This is a genomic window from Sodaliphilus pleomorphus (genome assembly GCF_009676955.1).
GTDB lineage: Bacteria > Bacteroidota > Bacteroidia > Bacteroidales > Muribaculaceae > Sodaliphilus > Sodaliphilus pleomorphus.
Window position 1 is genome coordinate 1,991,694 of the sequence record NZ_CP045696.1, and the last position, 19,055, is coordinate 2,010,748.

The 19,055-nt window shown below is 59.4% G+C and carries 16 protein-coding genes and 1 tRNA gene; 13 read left to right on the top strand and 4 right to left on the bottom strand.

Features of this window, described 5'->3' with window-relative positions; translation table 11 throughout:
* The first annotated feature begins 26 nt into the window (after nucleotides 1-26).
* Nucleotides 27-890, top strand: a complete 864-nt coding sequence (gene coaW, locus GF423_RS07925; RefSeq protein WP_154327836.1) for a type II pantothenate kinase — start codon at nucleotides 27-29, stop codon at nucleotides 888-890.
* On the opposite strand, the gene GF423_RS07930 is transcribed toward coaW, so the two are convergent.
* Nucleotides 887-2,221, bottom strand: coding sequence for an MATE family efflux transporter (locus GF423_RS07930; protein WP_206113174.1), 1,335 nt, complete (start codon nucleotides 2,219-2,221; stop codon nucleotides 887-889). The genes coaW and GF423_RS07930 overlap by 4 nt on opposite strands.
* Before the next feature lie 54 nt (nucleotides 2,222-2,275).
* Between GF423_RS07930 and GF423_RS07935 the strand changes: the two genes are divergently transcribed.
* The 9 genes from GF423_RS07935 (at nucleotide 2,276) to GF423_RS07975 (ending at nucleotide 12,569) form a co-directional block, all read left to right on the top strand.
* The gene (locus GF423_RS07935; protein ID WP_206113176.1) at nucleotides 2,276-3,034 is read left to right on the top strand and encodes a tetratricopeptide repeat protein; all 759 of its coding nucleotides are present in this window, start codon (nucleotides 2,276-2,278) and stop codon (nucleotides 3,032-3,034) included.
* Between the two features lie 147 nt (nucleotides 3,035-3,181).
* Nucleotides 3,182-3,255 (top strand) — tRNA-Asp (locus tag GF423_RS07940).
* Nucleotides 3,256-3,415: 160 nt separating this feature from the next.
* Nucleotides 3,416-4,879: a hypothetical protein gene (locus GF423_RS07945; protein ID WP_154327839.1), complete on the top strand. Its 1,464-nt coding sequence runs from the start codon at nucleotides 3,416-3,418 to the stop codon at nucleotides 4,877-4,879.
* 70 nt (nucleotides 4,880-4,949) lie between these two features.
* Nucleotides 4,950-5,399, top strand: coding sequence for a hypothetical protein (locus tag GF423_RS07950; protein ID WP_154327840.1), 450 nt, complete (start codon nucleotides 4,950-4,952; stop codon nucleotides 5,397-5,399).
* A 79-nt stretch (nucleotides 5,400-5,478) separates the two neighbouring features.
* Entirely contained in the window at nucleotides 5,479-6,999 is a 1,521-nt protein-coding gene (locus GF423_RS07955; RefSeq protein ID WP_154327841.1) for a hypothetical protein, read from the top strand.
* Nucleotides 7,000-7,033: 34 nt separating this feature from the next.
* On the top strand, nucleotides 7,034-10,483 hold the full coding sequence (locus GF423_RS07960; RefSeq protein ID WP_154327842.1) for a hypothetical protein: 3,450 nt from the start codon (nucleotides 7,034-7,036) through the stop codon (nucleotides 10,481-10,483).
* A gap of 70 nt (nucleotides 10,484-10,553) precedes the next feature.
* Entirely contained in the window at nucleotides 10,554-11,408 is an 855-nt protein-coding gene (locus GF423_RS07965) for a hypothetical protein (protein WP_154327843.1), read from the top strand.
* A gap of 43 nt (nucleotides 11,409-11,451) precedes the next feature.
* Nucleotides 11,452-11,889: a hypothetical protein gene (locus GF423_RS07970; RefSeq protein ID WP_154327844.1), complete on the top strand. Its 438-nt coding sequence runs from the start codon at nucleotides 11,452-11,454 to the stop codon at nucleotides 11,887-11,889.
* A 26-nt stretch (nucleotides 11,890-11,915) separates the two neighbouring features.
* On the top strand, nucleotides 11,916-12,569 hold the full coding sequence (locus tag GF423_RS07975; RefSeq protein ID WP_154327845.1) for a DNA translocase FtsK: 654 nt from the start codon (nucleotides 11,916-11,918) through the stop codon (nucleotides 12,567-12,569).
* Nucleotides 12,570-12,587: 18 nt separating this feature from the next.
* Here GF423_RS07975 and xerD read toward each other — a convergent pair whose 3' ends face one another.
* From xerD to GF423_RS07990, 3 genes are read right to left on the bottom strand one after another with little or no spacing between them, the layout of a single operon-like run.
* On the bottom strand, nucleotides 12,588-13,496 hold the full coding sequence (gene xerD, locus GF423_RS07980) for a site-specific tyrosine recombinase XerD (RefSeq protein WP_154329018.1): 909 nt from the start codon (nucleotides 13,494-13,496) through the stop codon (nucleotides 12,588-12,590).
* A gap of 18 nt (nucleotides 13,497-13,514) precedes the next feature.
* On the bottom strand, nucleotides 13,515-14,435 hold the full coding sequence (locus GF423_RS07985) for an RluA family pseudouridine synthase (RefSeq protein WP_154327846.1): 921 nt from the start codon (nucleotides 14,433-14,435) through the stop codon (nucleotides 13,515-13,517).
* A gap of 29 nt (nucleotides 14,436-14,464) precedes the next feature.
* Nucleotides 14,465-14,719 carry a hypothetical protein gene (locus tag GF423_RS07990; RefSeq protein WP_154327847.1) on the bottom strand — a complete coding sequence of 85 codons (255 nt, stop codon included), beginning with the start codon at nucleotides 14,717-14,719 and terminating at the stop codon, nucleotides 14,465-14,467.
* A gap of 46 nt (nucleotides 14,720-14,765) precedes the next feature.
* On the opposite strand from GF423_RS07990, the gene GF423_RS07995 reads away from it, so the two are divergent.
* The 3 genes from GF423_RS07995 to GF423_RS08005 all read left to right on the top strand — a co-directional run bounded on the left by GF423_RS07995 (nucleotide 14,766) and on the right by GF423_RS08005 (nucleotide 19,034).
* Nucleotides 14,766-16,616, top strand: coding sequence for a 2-oxoacid:acceptor oxidoreductase subunit alpha (locus tag GF423_RS07995; RefSeq protein ID WP_154327848.1), 1,851 nt, complete (start codon nucleotides 14,766-14,768; stop codon nucleotides 16,614-16,616).
* A 2-nt stretch (nucleotides 16,617-16,618) separates the two neighbouring features.
* On the top strand, nucleotides 16,619-17,653 hold the full coding sequence (locus tag GF423_RS08000) for a 2-oxoacid:ferredoxin oxidoreductase subunit beta (RefSeq protein WP_154327849.1): 1,035 nt from the start codon (nucleotides 16,619-16,621) through the stop codon (nucleotides 17,651-17,653).
* A 424-nt stretch (nucleotides 17,654-18,077) separates the two neighbouring features.
* Complete coding sequence (locus GF423_RS08005) at nucleotides 18,078-19,034, top strand: cation diffusion facilitator family transporter (RefSeq protein ID WP_235911506.1); 957 nt, start codon at nucleotides 18,078-18,080, stop codon at nucleotides 19,032-19,034.
* Nucleotides 19,035-19,055 lie beyond the last annotated feature (21 nt).

The window sequence follows — 19,055 nt, forward strand, 5'->3', positions numbered from 1 at the left end:
GTATAAATCTCAATATCACACTCGACATGAAGATAGCAATAGGCATCGACGTGGGCATCTCTACCACCAAGATTGTGGGCATCAGCCAGGGCAAGGTCATCTCGCCCCTGTGGATCAAGGCCACCGACCCCGTCACCTCGCTCTATGGCGCTTTTGGCAAGTTTCTGCACGACAACCACATCGATCTGCCCGACGTGGAACGTGTCATGCTCACCGGCGTGGGCGCTGCCTATATCAACTCGCCCATCTACGGCCTGCCCACACAGAAGGCCGATGAGTTTCTCGCCGACGGCCTGGGCGCCCAGTTTGAGTCGCAGCTCAAGCACATGATAGTGGTGTCGATGGGCACGGGCACCTCGCTCGTGTCGTATCACGACGGTGAAATCGCCCACTTGGGAGGCATTGGCATAGGCGGCGGCACGCTCAACGGCTTGAGCCGCCTGCTGCTCAACACCGACGATATCAAGCAAATTTCTCACATGGCGCTGCTGGGCGACATCTCCAATATCAATCTGAGCATAGGCGACATCTCGGCCCGGCCGCTGTCGGGCCTGCCCATGGATGCCACGGCAAGCCTCTTTGCCAACGCGCAGGGCAATGCCAGCCGCGAGGACATCGCCTTGGGGCTCATCTGCATGGTGCTCCAGGCCATAGGCTCGGCAGCCATACTGAGCTCGCTCAAGAGCGGCACACGCGATTTTGTGCTCATCGGCAACCTATCGCGGCTGCCGCAGTGCCGTGAGGTGTACACCAAGCTCGAAAAGCTCTACGATGTGAGGTTTGTCATTCCCGAAAACAGCGAGTACTGCACGGCCATAGGTGCCGCGCTCAGCTATGTCAACCAGCAGCAGGCGGCGGCGGCTGCCCAGTGCAAGCAGGTGCTGCTCTAAAGGAGGTGCCGGTAGAACTCGCGGCAAAAGAGGATGCCCGCCGTGAGCAACGCAACAAAGAAGCCGTAGTACACTCCAGCCAGCCCCAGCCCGGCCAGGAAGGCAAGCGCAGGTATCACGGGCAGGCCTATGAGCAAGTAGGCCACCACAGCCACGCGTAGCATGCTCATCACCTGGCCAGTGCCGCGCAAGGCGTTGGCATAGGTTACTTGCGTGGCATCGCCCAGCTGGTAGAGCGACAAGGGCACCAGCATGCTCACTGCTATGGCGATCACGGCCCTGTCGGCAGTGAAGAATGCTACAATCCACCGGCCAGTGGTGATGAATATCACGCAGGCCAGCAGGGTGAACGCGAGTGTGAGCCTGTAGCCGGCATGGGCGGCGTCGCGCACTGCGGCCTTGTCGCCCAGCCCCGTGTAGTGGGCTATCTTTATGGCCATGCCAGCCCCGAAGGCGTAGTATATCATGAAGCCCAGGGTGCCCACTTGCAACAAAATCTGATAGGCGGCCATGCTCTTGGTGCCCATCCAGCCCACCAGTATCATGGCAAAGGTGAAAATGCCTGTTTCAAGCCCCATTTGCAATGCTACGGGCAGCGAGGTGCGTGTGACGCGAGCAATGTCGTGCCAGCTGGTGCGCGACTGCGCGATGCCCTCGTGGTAGGCCTTGTAGCGGCTGGCCAGGAGCATGGCCGCCACATAGGCCACAGCCATGAAGCAGCGTGCCGCCAGCGTGCTCCACCCCGCACCTGCCAGCCCCAGCTCGGGGGCGCCCCACTTGCCGAAGATGAGCATGTAGTTGCCCACGATGTTGAGCACGTTGCCGGCGGTGAAGATCCACATGCCCAGTTGCGTGTCGCCCACGGCATCGCACGACTGCCTGAAGATGTGGGTGAGTATCACGGGAATCATCGACAGCCAAATGATGATGTAGTAGGGCCTCACGAGCGGCATGATCTCGACAGGCTGCCCCAGGTGGCCCAGCGCAAAGTAGAAGGCCCCCGAGGCGAGCATGAGCACCAGGCCGAGGAGCACGTTGGCCGCTGCCACGTGGCGCATCATGGCGCCCACCTTGCGATTGTCGCCCTGGCTGGCCAGCGCGCCCACGAGCGGCGTGATGCCATAGGAAAACCCGAGCGAGAGCAGAATGACCAGGTTGAACACCGTGGTCACCAGCGAGCCGGCCGCGAGCGACGGCGTGTTGTAATGGCCCACCATCATGGTGTCGGCAAAGCCTGTGACGATGGTGCCCAGCTGGGCCACCATGATGGGCCCGCTCAGCTTGGCAATTGCGCGATAGTGCTGTCCATACCTGTGCCAATATCCATTCACGAGCACAAAAATAGCAAAAAAATCACTATTTTTGCGTTCGTGATGTGTTTAAAGATGAAATATGCAATCGTGTTGCTCGCGGCCGCCGTCGTGCTCACGGCACGGGCGCAGCAGCCTGCCGCCGTCGATGAGTATGCCGGCCTCACCGACGAGCAAATCGTGCACCGTGGCTTGAACTATGCCAGCGCCAAGAACTATGCCGAGGCCTACCGTTGCTTCAGCCGGGCGGCACAGCACGGCTACGACGTGGCGCAGTTCAACCTGGGGCAGTGCTACCGGCTGGGCCACGGCGTGAAGCCCGACACCCTCAAGGCCGTCGACTACTACAAGATGGCCGCCATGCAGGGCCAGGAGGAGGCCCAGTACAACCTGGCCGAGTGCTACATGCAAGGCTACGGCGTGCAGCGCGACAGCATCGAGGCCGAGAAGTGGTACCGCAAGGCTGCCGAGCTGGGCGTGACCGAGGCGGCCTTCAAGCTGGGACTCTTCTATGCCAGCACGGGCAACTACGGCCAGGCGCTCAAGTACTACCGGCAGGCGGCCGACAAGGATCACCCCGAAGCTACCTACAACTTGGGCATGCTCTACTTCAACGGCCAGGGCGCGGGACGCGACCTGCGCACGGCCTTCGTGCTGCTCAAGAGGGCGGCCACCCTGGGCGTGGTGGATGCGCAGTATAACCTGGCCCTGTGCTATGGCAAGGGCCTGGGCACACCCGTAAACCGCGACATGGCCTTGCACTGGCTGCGCGAGGCTGCCCGCGGCGGCGACGCCAGCGCCCGCCAGGCCCTCAAGACCATGGGCTTGCAATAGTCCAGCCGCGCCGTGTACCAGGCCTTGCCGTGCATGCCGCTACAGCCCCGCCACGATGGGGGTGAAAAAATTTTTTTTTGAAAATAATTGGAAAAATGTTGCAGGATAAAAATATTTTACCGTATCTTTGCACTCGCAAAAGCGACTGGTGCGTTAGTTCAGCTGGTTAGAATGCCTGCCTGTCACGCAGGAGGTCACCGGTTCGAGTCCGGTACGCACCGCAGCAGCTCGGGAGTCAATCGATTCTCGAGCTTTTTTTTGTTTGTATTGCTGCCATTGCGGGGCTGTCGCGGGCGTGTTAATTTTTTTTAACATGCTATGAGCCGTGGTTTGTGGCATTCTCTGTAAATTTGTTAGTTAAACTGATAAAGTGGTTACGAGATGAAAAAAATATTTTGGCTTGTTCCGCTCGTGGCGTTGTGCCTCATGGCCATGACGGCGGTCCTGACCAGCTGCGGCGGGGGCGATCCGCTCGAGAAGACAGTGAGAGAGGCCTTCGTTAAGGGCGACACCACCCAGGCGCGCTACAACCGCATTGTCGACTTGCTCAAGAGCAATCCCAAGAAGTACAGTGACTATATCGATGGCCAGGGCAATGTCAACGTCGATGCCCTGGGCAGCTACATCAACGCCATAGGGCAGAAGCTGCGGCCGCCCATGTCGTGGAACGTGAAGGCCTATGCCGCCCAGCCGCTCTCGCTCACGGTCTACTTCGAGCGCAGCGGGTCGATGGTGCCCTACGACTCGCAGGGGGGCAGCGGCCAGCTCAAGAAGGCCGTCAACGACCTCATCAACTACTTCCCGGGCAAGGAGCGCGTGAGCATCAACATTGTGAACGACGGCATCTACCCCTACCGCGGCACGGTCGACTCGTTTTTGCAAGACCGCAACATCTATGCCACCACCCAGGGCACGGGCAACCCCGCCTATACCGATTTCAAGGTCATCTTCGACAAAATCTTCCAGGCGCAGAAGCCCAACAACGTGAGTATCCTGGTCACCGACCTCATCTACTCGCCCCGCAACACCGCGGGAGTGAGCACGGCCAAGATTTTCAACGAGGAAAATAGCCTGGCCACCAGCATCTTCAAGCACTACAAGGGCAAGTCGGTCATCGTCGAGCAGCTGCTGGGCGACTTCGACGGCATGTATTACCCCTATAGCGGCGTGCCTTTCCAGTACAAAGGCCCGCGCCCGTTCTACATCATCATCGTGGCCGACGCCTCGCTCATCGACCGCATGGCGGCCGACAAGAGCTATGCCAACTTCCTGAACCTGGGCAACGTGCTCAACAGCTACCGCTTCAACCAGGCACAGACTGAGCTCAAGTTCAACATACTGCCCAGCTGGCGTGGCAACGCGGGCCGCTTCCGTCCCGACCGCGACGATGCTGCCTTGCTCACTCACTGCCAGGGCGACAAGCTCACGGGCGTGCTGGCCTTCAGCATCGCTGTCAACCTCGATGCCCTGCAGAAGAACGATGTGTTTCTCACCAATGCTGCCAACTATGCAGTGCAGTCGCACAGCGGTTTCACTGTCAAGGTCGAGCGCATCACGCCCAACGACGTCACGGGCAACAACCGCCGCTTTCTCGAGGGCATGACCCACGTGATCACCTTCACTGGCAAGTTCAACACGCCGGCCGACGAGATCGTTGTGAACTTGCGCAACGACTTCCCCCAGTGGATCACCAGCTCGACCAGCAACGACGACAGCAATCCTGCCGCGGGCGACTTTGCCCACACCACCTTCGGGCTCGAGCGCTTCTTGCGCGGCATCTACGACGCCTTCTCGGCTGGCGGCAGCAACAGCTATGCCACCATCCACATCAGGCTCGAGAAGTGATGCGGCGGCAACGCCATGCCTTTTTCTACCGACAAGACAATTTTTTTGAAAAATATAGAGAGAAAATTATATGGATAAAAAGAAAGGACTTTATCTGGTGCTTGGCATTGTGGCCACTGTGGCCTTTGGGGTCTTCAGCTACCGCATCTACGAGCTCATGTTCTACGACAACAACTACAGCAATGCCATGTACAACTACGGCGTGTATGGCATCATGGCCATGATCACGATTGCCATAGCCTGGGGGGCGGCAGCCTTGTTCTACTATGTGATCAACTCGGTGAAGTTCGACCGCTGGTATCACTGGCTGGCCGTGTGCGCGGCAGTCACGGTCGTCACGCCGGTAGTGTGCTACCTGGTCAACAACAGCATGCTCGAGAGCCAGGGGCTCGACTTGGGCACGCAGGCCGTCGACTTTGAGATCGCCAATTTCATTTGGGCGCCGGTGCTCTTCACGGTGGCCTCGTTCTCGATGCGCTGGTGGAGCAGCAACTGCCGCCACACGCCCTTCCCGCAATGAGACCCGGCAGGCGAGCGCAAGAAAGAGACAATGATAATAAAAACAAAGAGTTGCCAATTGCAAACTTGAAAAACAAATTATGAGACTATTTATATTTGCCATAGGCGGAACGGGCTCGCGGGTGCTCAAGTCGCTGGTCATGCTCTCGGCGGCAGGCGTGAGGCCGGTCGACGACGACGGCCGCCCTGTGCCCAACTTCGAGATCGTGCCCGTCATCATCGACCCGCACAAGAGCAACGAGGACTTGAAACGCGCCGAGCAGCTGCTCAACCAGTACTGCCTGGTGCGCGACAAGCTCTATGGCCGCGGGGTGAACGGCGACGGCTTCTTTGCCAACAAGATATCGACCCTGCGCCAGGTCATGGGCATGACCTCGACCACGATCAACGACAGCTTTGTCTTCAACATGGAGGCAGTGGGTCAGCGGCGCTTCGCCGACTTCATAGGCTACGACACCATGGATGAGCCCAACCAGGCGCTCACCTCGCTGCTTTTTGCCCCCTATCAGCTCGACAACAAGATGAACATAGGCTTTGTGGGCTCGCCCAACATTGGCAGCGTGGCGCTCAACATGATCAAAGACAGCGATGAGTTCAAGGCCTTTGCCAACGTCTTCAACCAGGGCGACCGCATTTTCTTCATCTCCAGCATCTTCGGCGGCACTGGTGCAGCGGGCTTCCCCATCATGGTCAAGAACATACGCCAGGCTCAGAATCTCGAGGTGAGCAACAAGGAGTTTTTGCGCGACGCCCCCATAGGCGGGCTCACCGTGCTGCCTTACTTCAGCCTCAACAACAGCCAGGGCAAGAGCATCGACAAGGCCGACTTTGTGGTCAAGACCCAGAGTGCGTTGCAATACTACAACGAGACGCTCACTGGCGCCAACGACCGCAACGTGAACGCCATCTTCTACCTGGGCGACCAGACGCCCTCGATACCCTACGACTACGACCCGGGCAATGTGAGAGACCAGCACGACCCGGCCCATCTCGTCGAGCTGGTGGGTGCCCTGGCCCCGCTCAAGTTTGCCGGCATGGGCAACGACCAGTTCTACACGGCCGGCGGCGGCTTCATGCCCACCAAGGCCTTCGAGTACGGGCTGGACAAGGATGTGCTCGATGTCGACTTCACCACCTTCGGCCTGGAGACCCGCCGCGCCATCTACAAGCCCATGGTCAAGTTCCACATGCTCTACCTGTACCTGCGCACAGCCTTTGCCGGCGTGATAGGGCAGGGTTTCACCCAGGACGAGCCCAAGCTCAAGAGCGACTTTGTCACCACCCAGTTCTACCGCACCCTCACCGGCCCGTTCTTTGACCGCTACACCGAGTGGCTCACCGAGCTCTACGGCAACATGCGCCACGTCGAGCTCTTCAATGCGGGCGAGAGCGACTATGCCGGCATCATTCACAATGTGGTCACCAAGAAAGGCTTCTTCGGCCGCAAGAGTGTGGATGCCAACACCTTCACCGCTGCCCTCAACAAGCTGAGCCGCGACAACAAGAAGTACGCCGGCCGCACCGTCGAGTACAAGCTGCTCGACCTCTTCGACCAGGCAGCCGGCCACATTCTCGACGAGCGCTATGAAAATATCAATTAGCATACCTCCCACTTTGCGGAACTAAATATTAATTATGAGCAACATTTTATCCTACAACAATAAGACCACCAAGACCAGCAGCGAGGACTGGATACCGGTAGAGCCCTACCAGGACGACGACATCGCCCAAATCAAGGACCCCAACGGCGGCATGTCGCGCAATCCGCGCACGGCCATCCCCAGCCCGTTTGCCCAGCTCGACCTGGTGAAGAACGCCTTCGAGCACCTGCAGCCGGGCAGCGACCGCATGCGGGGCATCGTGAGTGAGCTCATCATGGTGAGCAATGCCCTCGACGTGGCGCAGCTCTTCTTTGAGTACGAGAACCACCGCGACCACCTGCACATCGTGCGCTGGAACCGCGCTGCCGAGATTGAGCGGCTCAAGGCCGAGCCCGAGCACCGCCTCTACGGCCAGACCCTTGAGCTCTTCTTGCAGAGCGACAAGGTGTACAACTTCAACCAGCTCAACGATTGGTACATCATCATGCTGCACGACCAGGTGGTGGGGGCTACCTCGCCCTCGTCGTTCACCATGGCAGCGCCCGGCGCTGCGCCTCGCGACGATGTGAACGTGGAGCCCAATGTGAAACTCTTCTCCACGATGCGCGACTTGTGGGAGCGCGACGACGACTTTGTGTACTACATGTTCTTGCTCTTCAATGCCTACACCAGCTTGCGCCGCTCGCTGCCAGGCGTGTATGGCTACATGACCCGCAACCTGGGCTTCATCGAGCGCAACAAGCCCGAGCTCTACAGCCGCATCATCCAGGTCATACCCAACCCCCTGGCCCTGCAAGCCGACCGCGAGAGCCTGGTGCGGCAGCAGCTCGACCAGCACTTTGCCCCTTTCTCGGGCGAGGATGCGGTGAGCGTGCTCGATGCACCGCTCTATCACAAGAAGCCCGTCGATATACGCTCGACTGTTGCCCAAAGCGACTTTGTCATCAGTCCCACTCTGCAGCAGGCAGCCGGCGAGACACTGCCGCTGGTGCTGCGCAACAACTTCAACGGCGCCATCGACCGTTACACCTATGTCAACCGCGTGTGGGACAGCGCCACGCAGGTCTATGCCGGCAATGAGCCGCCCGAGCTGCGCCGCCTGCCCGACACCTCGATACAATACCCCTTCCTGACCACGGCCGACTTCTTCACGCCCTCTATCGTGCGCCTGGGCGGCACCATCGACAGCGACCACTACTTCGACGGCAACCTGGTGCGTGGCAACGGCGAGAGCAACAGCAGCTACTTGCTGCCCCTCACGCCAGTGTTTTTCAAGTATTTCACGGCCAGCGACCTGCAAGGCCACATCTTGGGCCGCAACATGATCGACATTGTAGAGGTGGGCGACGGCACTGTGACCGTGACCCTGCGCATCCCGGTCAAGAAGCGCTACATCGAGCTCAGCCGCACCTATGCCCCCATCGACGACCCCTCGTGGGCCTTTGACGAGCATGTGGGCACCGGCCGCATCATCCAGGGCGTGCAACTCTCGATGGCCGTCTTCCCCTTTGTGCGCACGGGCCATGGCGACAGCTACAAGGTGCAGTTGTTCACCTACATCACCGACGGCGGTGCCTCGTTGCGCTTCATGCACGACAATCCCGCACCCGAGCCCGTGACTGCCACGGTGAAACCCCGCACCGTGGCCAGCTACAAGACCAGCTACTACGACCTGCAGGGCAGCTTCGACTATGTCGAGGCCGCCGTGACCAACGACCTGGGTACCTTCACGGGCATCATTGTGCCTCGCTGGAAGCCCTATGTGCCCAGCAACAAGGAGCTTATCTTTGCAGTCGATTTCGGTACAACCAACAGCCATGTGGAGTGGGCCGAGCGCGGGCAGGAGTCGCGGCCGCTCACCTTTGCCGACGGCAAGGAGCAGGTGCTCATCGCCTCGCTGCTCAAGAAAGACTCGCTGCTCATCGCCGAGCAGCTGCAGCGCATCGAGTTCCTGCCCCGCGACATCGACGACGTCTACGGCTTCCCCTTGCGCAGCGCCCTGGCCAGCAACATCAACGGTGCCGGCGGCCACACGCTCTTTGGCGACATCAACATTCCATTCCTCTACGAGCGCCAGTACTTCGACGGCTACGAGGTGACGACCAATCTCAAGTGGATGGGCGACAATGCCTTGTCCAAGGAGTTTCTGCGCGAGCTCGTGATGCTCATCAGGGCCAAGGCCCTGCTTGAGAATGCCGACCTGCAGCGGGTGCGCCTGGTCTACTTCTACCCGGTGAGCATGGGCGGTGGCGACCGCGGCAAGCTCAACACGGCCTGGGAGGACTTGTACAACACCTACCTAGGCGGCGACATCGACAGCAACTTGCACTTCTATCCCGAGTCGATAGCCCCGGCTTTCTACTACAAGAGTGCCGACGTGGTTGGCAGCAGCTATGTGTCGGTCGACATAGGCGGCGGCACCAGCGACACGGTCATCTACCAGACCAGTGCCGACCAGCAGAAGACCGTGCCAGTGGCCATCTCGTCGTTCCGCTTTGCCGGCAACGCCATCTTCGGCGACGCCTTCACCTGCAACGATGCCGACAACAACCCCTTGTTGCGGCACTACACCGAGTACTTCCGCAAGCTCGTCGACCGCAACCCCGATGTGACCTACCTCAACAGCATCATGCACACCATCATGGCCGGCAAGCGCAGCGAGGACATCAACGCCTTCCTCTTCTCGATCGAGAATGTGGAGCAGCTGCGCAACATGCCCAAGATGGACCTGAGCCTCTACAGCTACAACAGCCTGCTGCGCAACGACGACCAGCGCAAGCTCATCTTCATGTACTTCTATGCAGCGCTCATCTATTACATCGCCAGCTCGATGAAGCACCGCGGCTATGTGAAGCCCAAGCAGGTTTACTTCTCGGGTACGGGCAGCAAGATACTGAATATTCTGGGCAGCACCGACCTGGTCAACGAGTTCACCCAGTCGATACTCGAGCGCGTCTTCGGCGAGCGCTACACCGAGCCGTTCACGATCAAGATCGAGCGCGATTTCCCCAAGCAGGTCACCTGCCGCGGCGGCATACGCCTCGAGAACCAGCGCCTCGATGCCAGCTCGAGCCCCGAGATGCAGTCGCTGGTCGAGATGATGCGGCCGCGCAACGTCAACTCTATCAAGTATTGCTACTCGATGATCGACAAGGAGGTCCTGACCATGCACGACGTCAACGACCTCGACACGCGTGCGGCCCTCGTCGACAAGGTGAACGCCTTCAACCAGTTCTTCCTCGACCTGTGCGATCCGGTCACCCGCGACGACTTCGGCATCGACCCCAAGGTGTTCGGCCTCTTCAAGCAGGTGGTGGGGCAGAATGTGTCCAACTATCTCAACGCCGGCATAGGCAGCTACTTGATGGGCCGCTACGAGGACAACGCCGTGATCGAGGATGTGCCGTTTTTCTACCCGGTGATAGGCATTATACGCTACAACTTGCTCAAGAACTTGTGCAACGAGGTGATATCCAAGATGTGACCCCGACAATGCATTGTATATATGTATATATAGATAGTAATTGTATTGACTTTTTTATTGATATCGTATCATGACAAAAAGATTAGCAACGATCATAGCCGTTGGCCTGCTGGCAGCCGCAGCTGCAGTGGCCCAGCAGCACCCCGCCGAGGCTTCGGCCCCGCATGAGGCTTCGGCCAGCCCCGCCGAGGCTTCGGTTGTCGACATCAACAGCGCCGAGAACAGGACCATCAATGCCATGCAGGAGCCTCAGCAAGCCACTCCTGCCCCGAGGCAGCAACAGCAACCTGGCGGCGAGCCTGCCGATGGCAGGGTGCAGCTCATCATCAACGTGCTGCTGCTTGTGGTGGGCGCCACGGGGCTCATTGTGGCCTGCGTGGCCAAGAAAGACGCTGCCAATGCCCGCAGCATGGCTCGCGACGAGCTCAAGGCACTCTCCACTGCCCTCCAGCAACACACCGAGGCCCTCGAGAGCGCCTTGCGCGTGATGGACCAGCGACTCTCCCAGGTCGAGCAGGGTAATGCGGCCAGCCTGCACAGGCCACCGGCCGCCTCGCGTGCCGCCGCCCCGCATGCCGCCAGCCGGCCGCCCCGCAGCGCTGTCGCCAAGGTGGTGTACTTGACCCGCCCCGACGAGAGCGGCCGCTTTATGGGTGCATCCTCCCGCTTTGAGCGTGGCAACAGCATCTTCCAGCTCTCCACGACCGACGGCACCACGGGCAGCTTCATCGTCATCGACGATGACGAGGTCAACCGCCTGGCGCTCATGATGCCCACCGAGAACCTCACGCGTGCCTGCACGGGCAATAACATCCAGGTCTCGGGCGGCATGCGCCGCATCGTCACCGACGCAGCTGGCCGTGCAGTGCTCGACAACGGGCGCTGGCGCATTGTGACGCCAGCCAAAATACACTACGAGGCATGACGCCCGTGGTGAGAAATGTGTGAAATGAAAACAATGCAGTGAGATGAAATTGAAGTGTCCCAAGTGTGGCAAGGTGACCGAGGTGTCGGCAGTCGAGCTGCGCAAGCAGCGCGGCAATGTGGTGTGTCCACGTTGCCTTGCCGTGTTCAAGGAGCCCGTCCCCGCCGATGCCGGCGATGACGACGAAGCCCTCACACCCCCGCCAGTGCCCTCGCCCCGCCGTGCGGCAGCCTCGGCACCGTCCAGGCACAGGCCCATTTCATTTGTCGCGCCACCCGAGCCCCCCCGCCCGCGTGCCCGCCAGCCGCAGCCTTGTCGCCAGCCTCGCCCCTCGCGCCCGCGCCAGCCAAGGGCAGCCACTCCGCCCCCGCTCCGCCCCCGCTCGCACACGACACCCCTGTCCTACTGGGGGTGCCTGGGCTACTCGGCGCTGGCCACGATCGTCTTTTTCCTGCTCTATATTTTCGTGGGCAAATTATAAGATCTTAAACTGGAAAAACAATAGCTATGGCTACGATAAAGAAATACACATGTCCCAAGTGCGGCCATGCCATCGAGGTCGACACCGGCGCCCTGCAGGCAATGGGAGGCTCGGTGGTGTGTCCCGAGTGCCAAACCGTGCTCACCATCGACGGCGACTACGCCTATGTGCCCCTGCCGCACAGCGATGTTGCGCCTGCTGGGCCGCAGGTCGAGGACCAGCAGGAGACTCCGCCGCCCTTTCATCCCGAGGGCACGGGCGGCCAGCCGGCTACACCCTCGATAGCCGAAATCACTGGCCAGGAGCATGACCCCCTCTACGACGAGGCCGTCGACTACCTGCGCACTTGCAATGCTGTCTCGGCGCCCAAGATGGCGCAGTACTTCCACATCTCTATCGAGCGCGCCCGGCACCTCATCGCCGACCTCGAGAAAAACCACATAGTGGGCCCTTACAACGGCGGCGGCCCGCGCGAGATACTCATTCCCCACAACACCGATCTGCCTTCGGGGCAGCGACGCACCTACGAGGCCGACCAGCAGATGCAGGCCCTCATCGACGAGTACCGCTCCACCCACGACGGCCGCGAGCCGCGCGTGCGCACCTACGGCTGCAGCTGCACCACCATCCTCATCATCCTCTTTGCCATCATGATCATCGCCTCCATCTTTGGCCATTGATGCCGCCGTGCCACTGTGTCACTGCCGGTGGCGGTTGCGGGGGTGGTGTTGCAATATCTCCTGGCGCAGGCGGCTGCGGTCGATGTGCACATAGATCTCGGTGGTGGTGATGCTCTCGTGACCCAGCATCTGCTGTATGGCCCGCAGGTTGGCTCCGCCCTCGAGCAGGTGGGTGGCAAAGGAGTGGCGCAGCGTGTGGGGGCTCACGGTCTTGTTGATGCCGGCCCGCTCGCACAGGTCCTTGATGATGTAGAACACCATCACGCGCGAGAGCTGGCTGCCGCGGTTGTTGAGAAACAAGATGTCGTCGTTGCCGCGCTTCACGACCTGGCGGCTGCGGGTGTTTTTCATATAAAGCTCGATTTGCTCAAGGGCGATGTCGTCGATGGGCACGAGGCGCTGCTTGTCGCCCTTGCCGTCGACGATGATATAGCCCTCGTCGCTGTAGATGTGGGAGATGCGCAACCCCGTGAGCTCCGACACGCGCAGTCCGCACCCATACAGCGTCTCGATGATGGCCCTGTTGCGCTGGCCCAGGGGTGAGCTCATGTCGATGCAGGCAATCATGCGGTCGATCTCGTCTACACTCAGCACCTCGGGCAGGTGCCTGCCTGGTTTGGGGGCCGGCAGCAGCCGTGTGGGGTCGCTATCGGTGTAGCCCTCGGCGGCAAGAAACTTGTAGAAGCTCTTCACGCCCGAGATGATGCGGGCTGTGGAGCGCGGCGCGATGCCCACGTCGTGCAACGTGGCCACAAAGGTCTCCAGGTCGTCGAGCGTGGCCTCCTCCACAGGCTTGTGGCTTTGGGCCATGTAGCCCAGCAGCTTGTCTACGTCGTCGCCGTAGCTTGCGGCGGTGTTGGCCGAGAGCCCTTTTTCCACTTGCAAGTACACATTGTAGCGGGCTCTCACCTGCTCGATGTCGTCGATGGGTCTCACGGCGGCAGGCTACAGCAGTTTCTTGAACTCGGCGGGCATGGGCGAGTCGAAGTGCATCGTCTCGCCGGTGACAGGATGCACACAGGTGATGTGGGTGGCGTGCAGAGCCAGGCGGTGAATGGCGTTGCTGTGGCCGCCGTACTTGCGGTCGCCGCTTATGGGGTGCCCCAGGTCCTTCATGTGCACCCGCAGCTGGTTTTTGTGGCCCACGTGCAGCCACAGCAGCATGTGGGTGTTGCGATTGCCGCGCTCCAGGGTGTAGTAGTGGGTGGTGGCCTTCTCGCCGCCCAGCTCGGGGTCGTCGCTCGAGAGCACCTCGTAGTTGTCGGCGTTGCGCAGGTAGTTGATCACGTGGCCCTTGTCGCTGTGCACAATGCCCTCGACGATGGCCTCATACTTGCGTTCGGGCACCATCTTGTTCCAGTTGTTCACCATCTTGTCGCGGGCCTTGGCGGTGCGGGCCAGCAGCATCAGGCCCGAGGTGTCGCGGTCGAGGCGATGCACCACATAGATGTGGGCGTGCTCGTTGCCCTGCTTCACGTAGTCGCGCAGCACGCTGAACACGGTCTCGTCCTTGCTGCGGCCGGCCGCCGTCGAGAGCATGCCGTAGCCCTTGTCGATGACCATGATGTCGTCGTCTTGATACACAATCTTGATTTTGGGATGCGAGAAGATGCGAAACGAGCCGTCGTAGTTCACCCACAGCTCGTCGCCGGCCTGCACCGGGCGGTTGTACTGGGTGCTGGGCGTGCCGTTCACGGCCAGCTGGTTGTGCCGCAGCATCGATTTCACCTTGGTGGGGGTGTGGTCTTTCAGGATGGCGCCTGCCACCTCGAGCAGGGGGCCGGCCTGGGGCACTGTGAACTTCTGTATGTTGTCGGGACCCGACTTGCGTCGCTGTCCGTTTCTGCGTTGGTTGGGCTGTCTCATTGTTGTTGCGCGTTGAATTTTTTGCAAATTTACAAATTGAAAAAATAATGGTGAAATTTTTGTGCCCCAAAGCGTGCAGCATCGCTCTTGGCGAGCGTGCCGGCCAGGCGGTAAACGGGTAGCCTGGGGCAGGTTGCGCTGCTTCCAGGTGCGGCTGGCCGGGCGCTTTCTACTTTATAAACAATTTTTAAACAAACTATTTCAGATAAAGTTTTTTTATTGTATACTAAAGCAGTAACTTTGCACCGCAATTTAAACAAGGTTATAAACTCGGCTTGTTCCACAACCAGAGAATTGCCGATAACTTCTAATTTTGATACATAAATTATAATGTTAGAAAAAAACAATGTAAAGTTCCGTCAAAGCATTGTTGTGCGCTTCTCAGGCGATAGCGGCGATGGTATGCAGCTGGCTGGCAACATCTTTTCCAATGTGTCGGCCGAGATAGGCGATATCATCTCTACCTTCCCCGACTATCCTGCCGAGGTGCGTGCTCCGCAAGGCTCGCTCAACGGCGTGTCGGGCTTCCAGGTCAACATTGGCCATGGCGTGCACACCCCTGGCGACGAGTGCGATGTTTTGGTGGCAATGAATCCTGCAGCCCTTAAGCAGAACGTGAAATTCCTGAGCCCGCGCGGCGTTGCTATTGTCGACATCGACTCTTTCAAGAAGGCCGATCTCGAGAAAGCACACTTCAAGACCATGACTCCCTACAAGGAGCTGGGCCTGAAGACTCAAGTGGTGGAGGTGCCCATGACCGAAATGGTGAAAGCTGCCTTGAAAGACAGCGGCATGGACTTCAAGAGCCAGATGAAGTGCCGCAACATGTTTGCCCTGGGCCTTGTGTGCTGGCTGTTTAACTTCCCCATGGATGCACCACTGAGATTTCTGAAAGAAAAGTTTGCCAAGAAACCGGCCGTGTTCAATGCCAATGCCAAGGTGATACAAGGCGGCTACGACTATGGCCACAACATACATGCCTCGGTGTCGACCTATCGCATCGAGACCGACGACCGCCGTCCCGGCATCTACACCGATGTCAACGGCAACAAGGCTACGGCCTGGGGCCTCATCGAGGCCTCTGAGAAGAGCCATTGCAAGCTCTTCCTGGGCAGCTATCCCATCACGCCTGCCACCGACATCCTGCACGAGCTGGCCAAGCGCCGCGACCTGGGGGTGAAGGCATGCCAGATGGAAGACGAGATAGCCGGTATATGCGCCGCCATTGGCGCCTCGTTTGCCGGCAACCTGGCTGTGACCACAACTTCGGGCCCTGGCCTGTCGCTCAAGAGCGAGGGCTTGGGACTGGCTGTGATGGCCGAGCTGCCGCTGGTGCTCATCGACGTGCAACGCGGCGGCCCCTCGACTGGCCTGCCCACCAAGACCGAGCAGACCGACCTCAAGCAGGCCCTCTATGGCCGCAGCGGCGAGAGCCCGCTGGTGGTGCTGGCAGCATTGTCGCCCAGCGACTGCTTCCACATGGCCTTTGAGGCAGCACGCATCGCTCTCGAGCACATGACCCCGGTGATACTGCTCACCGATGCCTTCATCGCCAACGGCTCGAGTGCATGGCGCATCCCCGAGATAGGCGACTATCCCGAGATTCACCCCCACTATGTAACCAAGGACATGAAGGGGCACTGGACACCCTACATGCGCAACGACGAGGCCGTGCGCTTCTGGGCCATCCCGGGTACCGAGGGCTTTGCCCATCGCGTGGGCGGCCTGGAAAAGGACTACAACACCGGCGCCCTCTCCAACAACCCCGAGAATCACGAGCGCATGGTGGCAGCCCGCGCCCGCAAGGTGGCCATGGTGGCCAACCACATCCCCGAGCTCACCGTCAGGAGCGACAGCGATGTCCCGGCCGACACGCTGCTCGTGGGATGGGGCGGCACCTATGGTCATCTCTACACCGCCTTTGAGGAACTCAGCAAGCAAGGCATCAAGGTCGACTTTGCCCAGTTCCAGTATATCAATCCTCTGCCGCGCAACGCCAGCGCAGTGCTTGGCAAGTACAAGCGCGTGATCGTTGCCGAGCTCAATAGCGGCCAGTTTGCCGACTATCTGCAGGCTAAGAATCCTAAGTTAAACATCAGGCGCATCAACAAGGTGCAGGGACAGCCGTTCCTGGTGAGCGAAATCGTAGATGGCGTCAAATCAATCTTGGAGGGTGAATAATCATGGCAGAAAACAACAACAATACACAACAACATATATACCAACCAGGGGACTACAAGAGCGATCAGGCCGTGCGCTGGTGCCCGGGATGTGGCGACCACGCCATTCTCAACGTCCTGCACAAGGCTATGTCGCAACTTGGAGTACCTCCTCACATGACTGCGGTGATTTCGGGCATTGGTTGTTCGAGTCGCCTTCCTTATTACATGAACACTTACGGCTTCCACACAATTCATGGCCGTGGCGGGGCTGTTGCCACCGGTTTTAAAGTGGCCAATCCCGAGATGACAGTGTGGCAAGTCGCCGGCGACGGCGACGGCCTGGCCATCGGAGGCAACCACTTCATTCACGAGGTTCGGCGCAATGTGGACCTGAACCTCCTTTTGCTAAACAACAAGATTTACGGTCTCACCAAGGGGCAATTCTCGCCCACCAGCGACCGCGGTTTCGTGTCTAAATCGTCGCCCTACGGCACCGTCGAGGACCCGTTTATTCCTGCCGAGCTCGTGTTTGGCGCTCGCGGCACTTTCTTTGCCCGCGGCATCGACGTGGAGCTCAAGGTAAGCCAGGAAATCATGGTGGCCGCTGCCCGTCACAAGGGCTGCTCGGTGGTCGAGATACTGCAAAACTGCATGATCTTCAACAACGGTATCAACAACTACATCACCGCTCGCGAGACCCGTGCCGACCGTACAATCCACCTCATACATGGGCAGAAGATGCTCTTCGGCAAGGAAATGAACAAGGGCATCGTGCAAGACGGTTTCGGCCTCAAGGCCGTGACCCTGGGCCAGGACGGCTACACCATCGACGATGTGCTCGTGCACGACGCCCACTGCCAGAACAACTTCCTGCACCAGCAGCTGGCCATGATGGACGGTCACGACCTGCCACTGGCCATAGGCGTGATACGCGACGTCGAGGCGCCCACCTACGACGAGTGTGTGGCTGCCCAAACCGAAGATGTCACCGAGAAGCACCACTTCAAGACACTGCGCGACATGGTGCTGGCTGGCAGCACGTGGGAGGTGAAGTGATGAGTTTTGACACATTCACACATTAATTTGTTTATACATACACACGACAACTAATTATCGTGGTCTGCAGCCCTCTTAGGGCTGGAAACTGCAACTTCTATATACTAACATTCAATAGGGTTTATAATATGACAAGGCAACCGTCTGTGACAGATAGTTGCCTATTTTTTTTGCGTGCCATCCAGTTTGCACAATTCTGCCGCCATCTCATGCCTGGATTCCTGCCAAGTCAAGTAGCTTGCTATTTTTTGGGGGGGGTACACAATTCATTTTCGGTTGGTGGCGGCGGCTGCGCCAGTGGTGGATGCACGCGGGACGCGTGGTGTGAAAAAGTTGGTTAAAAACGGGCATTGTGTCGTTTAAATCACTATTTTTGCACCTTAATGAAAAGGAGGACACTGCAAGCGCAGTGTACACAGGAATAATGAAAAAACAAAACAAAGCAGCAACAATGACCGATGAGCAGCGTGCCCGTGCGGCACAGCGGTGCACGTGGATAGGGTTTGGGTGCAACGGCGTGCTCTCGATACTGAAAATCGTGGCTGGCATCGTGGGCCACTCGGGCGCTATGATTGCCGACGGCGTGCACTCGATAAGCGATTTTCTCACCGATATCATCGTCATCGTCTTTGTGGGCGTCTCGGCCCGCGGCGTGAACAAGGTGTACCGCTACGGGCACGGCAAGTTTGAGACCTTCGCCACCTTCCTCATAGCCCTGGCCCTGGCCGTGGTGGCCGTGATGCTCTTCTGGACCAGCGGCACCAAGGTGTGGGCTGCGCTTGTCGAGGGCCGTCGGCTTGAAGCTCCGGGCATGATTGCCCTGTGGATGGCCCTGGTGAGCATCGCCACCAAGGAGGCTCTGTACCAGTACACCCACTATGTGGGCATGGACCTCAAGAGCATGGCCCTCGAGGCCAACGCCTGGCACCACCGCAGCGACGCGCTCTCGTCGATAGCCACGCTTGTGGGCATAGGCGGCGCCATCTACCTGGGACACAAGTGGACGATACTCGACCCCGTGGCCGGCATGGCAGTGAGCCTGTTTATTGTGGCTGTGGCCGTCAAGCTGGCCAAGCCTGCTGTGCAGGAGCTGCTCGAGGTGACCTTGCCGCAAGAGGACCTCGACCGCATAGGCGCCGCCATAGCCAGTGTGCCTGGCGTGAGGGCCTATCACAACCTGCGCTGCCGCCACAACGGCAACGTGCACATCGTCGACTTTCACATCAAGGTCGACGGCAACCTCACCGTGACCCAGGCCCACGACATCTCGACTCATGTCGAAAATCGCCTGCGCGACAAGCTGGGCAACGTGATTGCCAACATCCACATCGAGCCCTACAAGGGTGAGCCCGTGGACCAAAACGGCCGGTGCGACGACTGAGACGGCGCGCATGCAGCCAAT